This is a genomic window from Streptomyces sp. NPDC056361 (assembly GCF_042262805.1).
Classification (GTDB): Bacteria; Actinomycetota; Actinomycetes; order Streptomycetales; family Streptomycetaceae; genus Streptomyces.
The window spans coordinates 43,195-51,187 of record NZ_JBHJQI010000054.1; the positions used below are offsets into that span (position 1 = coordinate 43,195).

Here is a 7,993-nt window from a genome sequence, read left to right on the forward strand (position 1 = left end):
TGCGTCAGGAAGGCTATGCGGGCGCCGAGGGCGAGGGCTTGTACAGAAGCGACAGCGGCTCGGCCGTGTCCGGGGCGCTCAGCCGAGTGGCGGTGCGGCCGATGTATCGGGTCAGGGACCGTGCCAGGTGCGGCTGGTCGAAGTACCCCAGCCGGTGTACGACGTCCTGTGCCGGAACGCCCTCCTGGATCAGTACCGCCGCCTGGCGGGCACGGTGGATCTGCCCTATGGCGCCCTGGGTGAGGCCCGTCGAGGCGGCGAAACGCCGCTGGAGGGTGCGTTCGGAGACGTCGGGAACCGCCCCGTCGAGGACGGCGGGCACGATCGGGTCGCGGTCCACGATGCCCTCGCGTACCAGGCGCCGTACGAATGCCTCCGCATTGTCGTAATCGGGCACGTGCCACGCCGAGCCCCTCAGCCACACGGACCGCCGCGTGACGTCGGGAATCTCCACACCGCTGCCGACCAGCCGACTGATCGGTACGTGCGGCATCGAAGTACCGACGGCGAAGCTGATGCCGAAGAACGTGGCGTCCTTCGGGACGGGCGCCACGCTGGCCTTGGGCTCCGGGCCGAGTACCGCAGCCTGCACCCGGCCGTCGTGCTCCCAGAAGACGAGCTCCCAGTGCGCGTTCGCGATCGACGTCATTCGCCCCACGTCATCGCTTCGGCTGCGCCAGACCCGCTCGATGTGCGGCAGCTCCGAAGGGCGGCTCTCGATCTCCAGCCCCAACCGGATCAACCCCCGCTCACCGCTGCTGCGTGAGCCGCCAGTCTGCCACGCCGTCCGGACGTGGCAGAGACGGTCCCCGGCCGGCGGTGACCGCGTCCAGCAGCTGGGCGTCGATCCCCGCGCCCCGGGCGCGGCTCGCCACGGCAAGCTCGTCGACCTCGCGGGCGCCGCACAACCAGTCGGCTGTGCGGCGCTTGCCGAGCACCTCCCCCACCGCCGCCAGCGCCGATTCGTACTCCCTTCGGCGTGGCGACTCGTCCGCCGTGCCGATGGCGCTCTGCCAAGCCGCCAGAGCCAGTTGAGTGCTATCGGTACGGCCCAGGAACGTCACGTATGCCGCCCGCCGCACCGCCCTCTGGTTCGTCAGCGCCTGTTCCGTGAGCGTCCGACGGGACAGGTCGAGCTGCGCTGTGGCCTGGAGCCGACCCGCGTCCCAGGCGGCCGCCTGTTGTCAGCCGGCCTCCCAGGCGGCAGCGGCCTGCCGCTTCGCGGCAGCGAAGGCGAACACCCCGTCAGCCGCTCCGCCGCCGATCGCGGCCCCCGCGGCGACGAGCTCCGTCAGCACAGCGTCGTTCACGTCGGACGCCCAGCTTCACGCCCCGCTCCCACACCCTGCATCAACCTGCTCACCCGCAAGGCCGACGGTCGCGTAGGTCCCTCATTCTGCCCAGCCTGACCCGGCGGGAACCCGCGCCACCGCCCGAATCGGGTACGACTCGAGCCCACACCTCCACTCCCATGACCCGTACTGGTCACATGCAAGTGGCTGCGCAAGGCCCCGATATCGGGTCTCCGTCGTCCGCGGCTAAAGCGTGTTGCAGAAGGTTGTGTCCGGGCAGGTCAGGGCCGGTTTCGAGGCCGGTCTGTTCACGTGGCCATGGCGAGGTTGTGCATGTGGGCGACCGCTTGCACCGCGTGGTGGAGACCGGTGCCGCGCTGACGGCAGTCGCGAAGAATCTTGTAGTGCTTCATGCGGGCGAAGGCGTGCTCGACGCGGGCACGGACCTTACGGTGCTCGGCGTTGTCCTCCTCCTCGCCCGGCAGCAGGGCCCGTCCGGGCCGTTTGCGGTGCGGGACGACGAGCCCGGTGTTGATGTAGGCGCCGTCGGCCAGCACGGTCACGCCTTCGCAGCGTTGGGCCAGGCCGGAGTCCCGCCATGCCCTCGCGTCCGCGGTGTTGCCCGGCACCGGCCGGGCCGCGGCGATCACCAGCTTGGTGTCGGCGTCGATGGTGACCTGCACGTTCGCCGAGAACCGGTAGTTACGCGAGGACGCTCCGGTCTTCCGGTCCCGGACCGGGATCAGCGTGCCGTCCACGATCCACAAGCGTTCCACCGCGTCGGCCGGGCGAGCGGCCGCAGCCGCTGGATGACCCGGCACACCGTCGCGGGCGAGCAGCCGAACAGCGGCGCGAGCTGCCGCATGGTGAGGTTCGTGCGGTAGTACACGGCCACCAGCAACACCCGGTCGGCCAGCGGCAGACACCACGGCCGGCCACCGCCAGGACCGTTGCCACCGCGTTCCCGGACCACCTTCACCAGCCGCTCGAACTGCCGCATCCGCAGACCGGTGAACGTCTCCACCCACAACGCTTCAGCCCTCAACACCCCACGCATACAGGGGAAATGCCCGCACCGAGGCCTTCTGCAACACGCTTTAGCCGCGGACGACGGCGGCGGTCAGCCCGGCCCGGACGACCCGGTCGGCGACGACCTCGCCGCCCGGCCCGCGGCCGATCACCCCGGGTGACCGGGCACCCGGTGCAGGCCGCCCACCTGTCGACGTCCAGGCCGGTGCTTCTGGTGCGGCGCCGGCCGACAGGTCGTGGAGGCCCTGCGTCACGACGTGCGTGCGGACGGCGCGGCGGGCGCACCTTCCGACAGGGTGACGACGCCGTCGGGGCAACCGACGTCACTCGTCCGGCGACGGTGGGCTCCGGAGCGGCTGTCGCGGCGCCGGTGTCAGGCGCGCCGTCTCCGTGTCCGTACCGGCTCGGATGTGCGTCGGCCCCCGCGCGGTGGTGTATCAGGCGTGTATCAGACCAGGTCGGGGGCGTGCCGACAGCCCTCCCGCGCCGCCGGGGGTGCGGGAGGGTGAGGCATGATGGAGGACCTTTCCCGTCCCGTGCCCCGAGGGATGTACATGCCTGATGCCGTGCCCCCGCCCGCGCCCGCGCCCGCGCCCGCGCCCGCGCCCGTGACGATCCTGCTCGTCGAGGACGACGAGGTGATCCGGCGGTCCGTCGCGATGGCCCTGGAGCGCTACGGCTACCGCGTGCTCGTCGCGGCCGACGGCCTGACCGGGCTCGAACTCTTCCGGGAGGGGCGGCACGACCTGATGCTGATCGACGTGATGCTGCCGGGCCTGGACGGCATCGGGCTGTGCCGGCGCATCCGGGAGACGGCCACGGACCCGATCCTGATGATGTCGGCGCGCGGCGACGCCCTCGACGTGGTGTCCGGCCTGGAGGCGGGGGCCGACGACTACGTGGTGAAGCCCGTCGACACCGCCGTCCTGGTGGCGCGGATCCGTTCGCTGCTGCGCCGGGCCGCCTTCGTACCCCCGGTAGCCGAACCGGCCGGCCCCGCGGAGCCGGCCGCCCCGCTGGTCTTCGGTGACCTCTCCCTCGACCCCGCGGCCCTGGAGGTCCGCAGGGGCGGCGAGCGGATCGCGCTCGCCCCGACCGAGCTGCGGCTGCTGCTCGAATTCGCAGCGCACCCAGGAATCGTGCTGGACCGTCAGACCCTGCTGCGCGAGGTGTGGGACTACGGCTGGGACGGCGACACCCGGGTCGTCGACCTGTGCGTGCAGCGACTGCGCAAGAAGATCGGCTCCGAGCGAGTCGAGACGGTCCGGGGCTTCGGCTACAAGTGGAAGCGGTGAGCCGGGGTCCCCGGGGAGCGGTCGCGGGCCTGGTGCCGCACTCCCGCTCGCTGCGCTGGAAGATCGTCCTCCTGGTGGCGCTGGCCTGTGCCTCGATGGCGCTGACGGTCGGCGTGCTGGTGCACGACTCGGTGCTGCGGCGGTCCATGCACGAGGGCGCGGGCAGAGCCGTCACGGCCCTGGCGAAGGCCAGAGAGGAGGCCGCGGCCGCGGGTGAGGATGGCCCCCGGGCCTCCCCGGGGGAGCTGCCCGAGGCCCTGCTGCGGCAGGTCGAGCACGACGGCGAGGCCACGCTCTACGAGAACGAGCCACCGGCCCCCGTGTTCTGGGCGGCCCGGCGGGAGGGCGGGAAGTTGTACGCGGTCGAGGTCGACATGACCGCCGACCTGCTGACCCGGCAGGCCCTGGACCGTCACATGTGGAAGTACTCGCTGCTCACCCTGGGCGTCGTCGTCCCCGCCACGGCCCTGGCGACGGAACTCCCCGCCCGGCGGCTGCGCCGGGTGGCCCGCACGGCCCGCCGCATCACGGCGGGCGACCTCGACGCCCGGACGGGGACGGTCCGCGGGGGCGACGAGGTCGCCGAGATCTCAGCCGTGGTGGACTCGATGGCCGACAGCCTCCAGCAGCGGATCGACACCGAGCAGCGCTTCACCGCCGACGTCGCACACGAGCTGCGCACCCCGCTGATGGGTCTGGTCACCTCGGCGGACCTGCTGCCCGAGGGCGAGGTGACGGACATGGTCCAGAGCCGGGTGCAGGTGCTGCGGGACCTGGTGGAGGATCTCCTCGAGATCTCCCGTCTCGACGCGGGCGCCGAGACGTCCCAGCCGGGACCGGTCGACCTGGCCGCCCTCGTCCGGGACTCGGTGGCGCGGACGGGCCTCGCGGCGCGGGTGACCGAACGGGAGACGGCGGTGGTCGAGTCGGACCCCCGGCGCCTGGACCGTATCGTCTCCAACCTCGTCGTCAACGCCCACCGGCACGGCGCGGGCCTGGTGGAAGTCGCCGTCGCCGGTCGGACGGTGACCGTCCGGGACCACGGCCCCGGCTTCCCGGCCGACCTGTTGTCCCACGGCCCCCAGCGGTTCCGTACGGGCACGGCCGAGCGGGGGCACGGGCACGGCCTGGGCCTGACGATCGCGTCCGGCCAGGCGAGGGTGATCGGGGCGACCCTGGACTTCGCCAACGCCCCGGACGGAGGGGCGGTCGCGACCCTGACCCTGCCCCAGGACGGGCCACCGTCCGAGGCGTGACCGCGTCCCTGGACCGCCCGCCGGCGGGTGACCCGGCCGTACCGGGACGGCCTGCCCGCCGCGGGACGCTCCTCGGCGTCCCGGGAGGTCCGCCTGTCGGGGTACGTACCGGTACGGCCTGCATGCCGACGCACGGTCCTCGACGGTCACCTGTCGGCGTACGTCCCCGCGCTTCGGACGGCCCGCCGGTGCGTGGCTCCGCCGTCCGGGGACGGCTCCGTCCGCCGACGAGGCCGTCCCGTATCGATCGCCTTCGCCGGGACGGCCGCCCGGCGCGATGCGCACCCCCTCCGCTCTTCCGGCCGGGGCCCCGACCCGCCCCGCCGATGCGTCGAACGCGCCGGCTGGCGCACGTCCACTCGCCGCCCCGTTGATACACGACCGATGGGTTCCCGAGCGCGGGCCGCGCTCTTCCGACCGTGGGACGGAGACCTCGTCCCCGGAGTCTTGCTGCCGTACCGATCCCGTACCGCAGCCCCTGGAGGCGGCCCGTGCCCGTTCCCCGTACCCCCCGTCACCGCCTCGTCGGCGGTGCCCTGTTCCTGGCCCTGCTGACGGCCTTGGGCATCGCCGTCGCCTCCCCCTCCGGCGCGCCTCCGACGCCGGGTGACGAGCGAAGGCCGGTTTCCGACATCGGCCCGCTCCCGTGGCCGCGGGACGGCCAGAGCGCCGTCGACCTCGAAGGGACCGGTTCGCTGGGCGAGCGGGGCGGGCGGCGGCCAGTGCCGATCGCGAGCCTGACGAAGGTGATGACCGCCTACGTCATCCTGGAGGAGCACCCGCTGCGGCCTGACGAGGAAGGCCCCCTGATCGAAGTGGACCGGACGGCCGCGCACGAGGCGGGAGTCGGCGGCGAGTCGACCGTCCCCGTACGGCCTGGCGAACGCTACTCCCAGCGCCGGCTCCTGGAACTGCTCCTGATCCCCTCCGGCAACAACGTCGCCCGTCTGCTGGCCCGCTGGGACTCCGGCAGCCAGGCTGCCTTCGTGGTGAAGATGCGGCGCGCCGCCGGACGGCTCGGCATGAAGGACACGGTCTACACGGGGGCGAGCGGCATCGAGCCGACGACCACGAGCACCGCGGCCGACCAGGTGCGGCTGACGCGGGCCGCGATGGAGGACCCTGTCTTCCGGGCGGTCGTGGCCACCCGCGAGACCACCGTCCCCGGCCTCGGGACGATCACCAACACCAATCCCCTGCTGGACACCCCGGGCGTCCTCGGCGTGAAGACCGGCTCCAGCACACCGGCGGGCGGGAACCTCCTGTGGGCCTGCGAGGTGCGCGTCGGCGGTACGCCCCGGCTGCTGGTGGGCGCCGTCCTGCACCAGCGGGCGAACACCACGCCCGCCGAGGGGCTCCGCGCCGCCGTCGACACCAGTCGCGGCCTGCTCACCGCCGTCCGCGACCGGCTGGCCGCCGCCGGAACGGAGGGCCGGGGACGATGACCGCGACGACACGCCCGGTCCCCGCCGCCGCACCGGACGGCACGGCGGCGGGGACCCTTCCCTCCACCGGGGCGGGCGGCACGGCGGTCGGCCCGGACCGCGCGGCGGACGCCGGGGCGCGCCGCCGGTGGTGGCGACGCCGCGGGGCGGCGGTCACGGGCTGCTCCGTCCTCCTCGCGGTGGGCGTCGCGGGCCACGGGCTGCTCCCCAGGCTGCCCGGACGGCTGAGCAGTCTGGCCGAGACCCTGCTGCCCTGGAGCGCGCTGGTCGTGCCCGTGCTGGTGGCCGCGGCCCTGCTGCGGCGGGCGCGGGTGGCGGCGGCGGTGGCCCTGGTGGTGCCGGCGGCGGCCTGGCTGGCGGTCTTCGGCGGAGTCCTCGCCGACAAGACGTCCCCCGGCGGGGACCTCACGCTGGTCAGTCACAACGTCAACCAGGCCAACCCCGACCCCGAAGGAACCGTGCGGAGCCTGCTCGCCGCCGGGGCGGACGTACTGGCGTTGGAGGAGCTGAGCCCGGCCACGGCGCCCGCCTACGAGCAGGCCCTGGCGGAGGCCTACCCGTACCACTTCTACCAGGGCACGGTGGGCCTGTGGAGCGTCCATCCGCTGAGGGACGCGCGGGCCGTGCCGATCATGCCGTGGACGCGGGCGATGCGGGCCACGGTCGACGCGCCCGGCGGGCGGCTGGCCGTGTACGTCGCCCACCTGCCGTCCGTCCGCGTGGGCCCGGCCGGATTCACCGCCGGGGCGCGCGACGAGGCACTGGGCCTGCTGGCGGCGGAGGTACGGGCCGAGCCCGTCCGGCGCGTCGTCGTCATGGGCGACCTCAACGGCTCCACCGACGACCGCGCATTGCGGCCCCTCACCGACCGTCTCGTCTCCGCACAGGCCTTGGCGGGCGCGGGCTTCGGCTTCACCTGGCCGGCGCGCCTGCCGGCCGTCCGGATCGACCAGATCCTTCTCGGGGGCGTCCGGGCCGCTTCGGCATGGACCCTCCCCGCGACGGCCAGCGACCACCTTCCGGTAGCGGCCCGGATCCACCTTTCCCCGGACCCCGCTCCCTGATGATGAGTGGGTGGTCGTCGGGCGCGATGTGGGGCGAAGCGGCGACCGCCCTTGCCCTCGCTGAGCGCTGGGAGGGAGCGGACACGGCATACGACGGTGCCCTCGTCACCGACGCCGAGACCCCAGGCGCCGCCCCTGCAGCAGCGGGAGTTCACCCGCCCCAGGGGCAGCCCTCCATTCCCACAGCACTCGGCCGAATCCAGGTCCCGGCTCACTCGGCCGGCCACGCACCCGACCCATGGCGGTGGCCGCGGACCATGCCTCCTCGTCCAAGGCCAACCGCGCCTACCTGCGCAGACGCGGGATCCCCCTCGCTGTGTGCCAACTCGCCGCCGCCTCGCGCCATCGGTCAGAGGCCCTCTCCGTGCCGGCCAAGATCCGGGCCATTCCCGGACCAGCCGCCTGCGCTTGGCCGAATCGCGGCCGTTTCCGCGGTCAGGGGACATGCGAGGCGTGTACCGCCAGCAGACGAAAAACCTGCTGGTCAGCTACCCGCCGAAGAAGCTCGGCTTCTTCTGGAGCCACAGAAAGAGGGGCCTGCGGGAGATTCTCCCGCTCGGCCACGCGCGCGAGCGTCGACCGGACCCGGGAGTTCCGGGCCGGGTCGACGCT

7 protein-coding genes and 2 pseudogenes are annotated in these 7,993 nt (G+C 73.6%); 5 read left to right on the plus strand and 4 right to left on the minus strand.

What is annotated here, in order from left to right; translation table 11 throughout:
• Window positions 1-13 precede the first annotated feature (13 nt).
• From ACFCY7_RS19435 to ACFCY7_RS19450, 4 genes and pseudogenes are all read right to left on the minus strand, one after another.
• Window positions 14-733 carry a helix-turn-helix domain-containing protein gene (locus ACFCY7_RS19435; protein WP_376486648.1) on the minus strand — a complete coding sequence of 240 codons (720 nt, stop codon included), beginning with the start codon at window positions 731-733 and terminating at the stop codon, window positions 14-16.
• A gap of 16 nt (window positions 734-749) precedes the next feature.
• Window positions 750-1,064: a hypothetical protein gene (locus ACFCY7_RS19440; RefSeq protein ID WP_376486640.1), complete on the minus strand. Its 315-nt coding sequence runs from the start codon at window positions 1,062-1,064 to the stop codon at window positions 750-752.
• A gap of 120 nt (window positions 1,065-1,184) precedes the next feature.
• A complete protein-coding gene (locus ACFCY7_RS19445) occupies window positions 1,185-1,310 on the minus strand; it encodes a hypothetical protein (RefSeq protein ID WP_328940552.1) in 126 nt (41 codons plus the stop codon).
• Window positions 1,311-1,600: 290 nt separating this feature from the next.
• Window positions 1,601-2,349 (minus strand): annotated as a pseudogene (locus ACFCY7_RS19450) (transposase family protein).
• A 526-nt stretch (window positions 2,350-2,875) separates the two neighbouring features.
• Here ACFCY7_RS19450 and cseB point away from each other — a divergent pair.
• From cseB to ACFCY7_RS19475, 5 genes and pseudogenes are all read left to right on the plus strand, one after another.
• Window positions 2,876-3,616, plus strand: a complete 741-nt coding sequence (gene cseB / locus ACFCY7_RS19455; protein WP_376486644.1) for a two-component system response regulator CseB — start codon at window positions 2,876-2,878, stop codon at window positions 3,614-3,616.
• Window positions 3,613-4,872, plus strand: coding sequence for a HAMP domain-containing sensor histidine kinase (locus tag ACFCY7_RS19460; RefSeq protein WP_328940554.1), 1,260 nt, complete (start codon window positions 3,613-3,615; stop codon window positions 4,870-4,872). Before cseB ends, ACFCY7_RS19460 begins: the two co-directional genes overlap by 4 nt.
• Window positions 4,873-5,363: 491 nt before the next feature.
• Window positions 5,364-6,317: a D-alanyl-D-alanine carboxypeptidase gene (locus ACFCY7_RS19465; RefSeq protein ID WP_328940555.1), complete on the plus strand. Its 954-nt coding sequence runs from the start codon at window positions 5,364-5,366 to the stop codon at window positions 6,315-6,317.
• Window positions 6,314-7,381 (plus strand): endonuclease/exonuclease/phosphatase family protein, encoded by a 1,068-nt coding sequence (locus tag ACFCY7_RS19470; RefSeq protein WP_376486647.1) that lies wholly within the window; start codon window positions 6,314-6,316, stop codon window positions 7,379-7,381. The genes ACFCY7_RS19465 and ACFCY7_RS19470 overlap by 4 nt, the downstream gene beginning before the upstream one ends.
• A gap of 217 nt (window positions 7,382-7,598) precedes the next feature.
• Window positions 7,599-7,700: pseudogene (locus tag ACFCY7_RS19475) on the plus strand (IS5/IS1182 family transposase); the annotation flags it as partial.
• Between the last annotated feature and the right edge of the window lie 293 nt (window positions 7,701-7,993).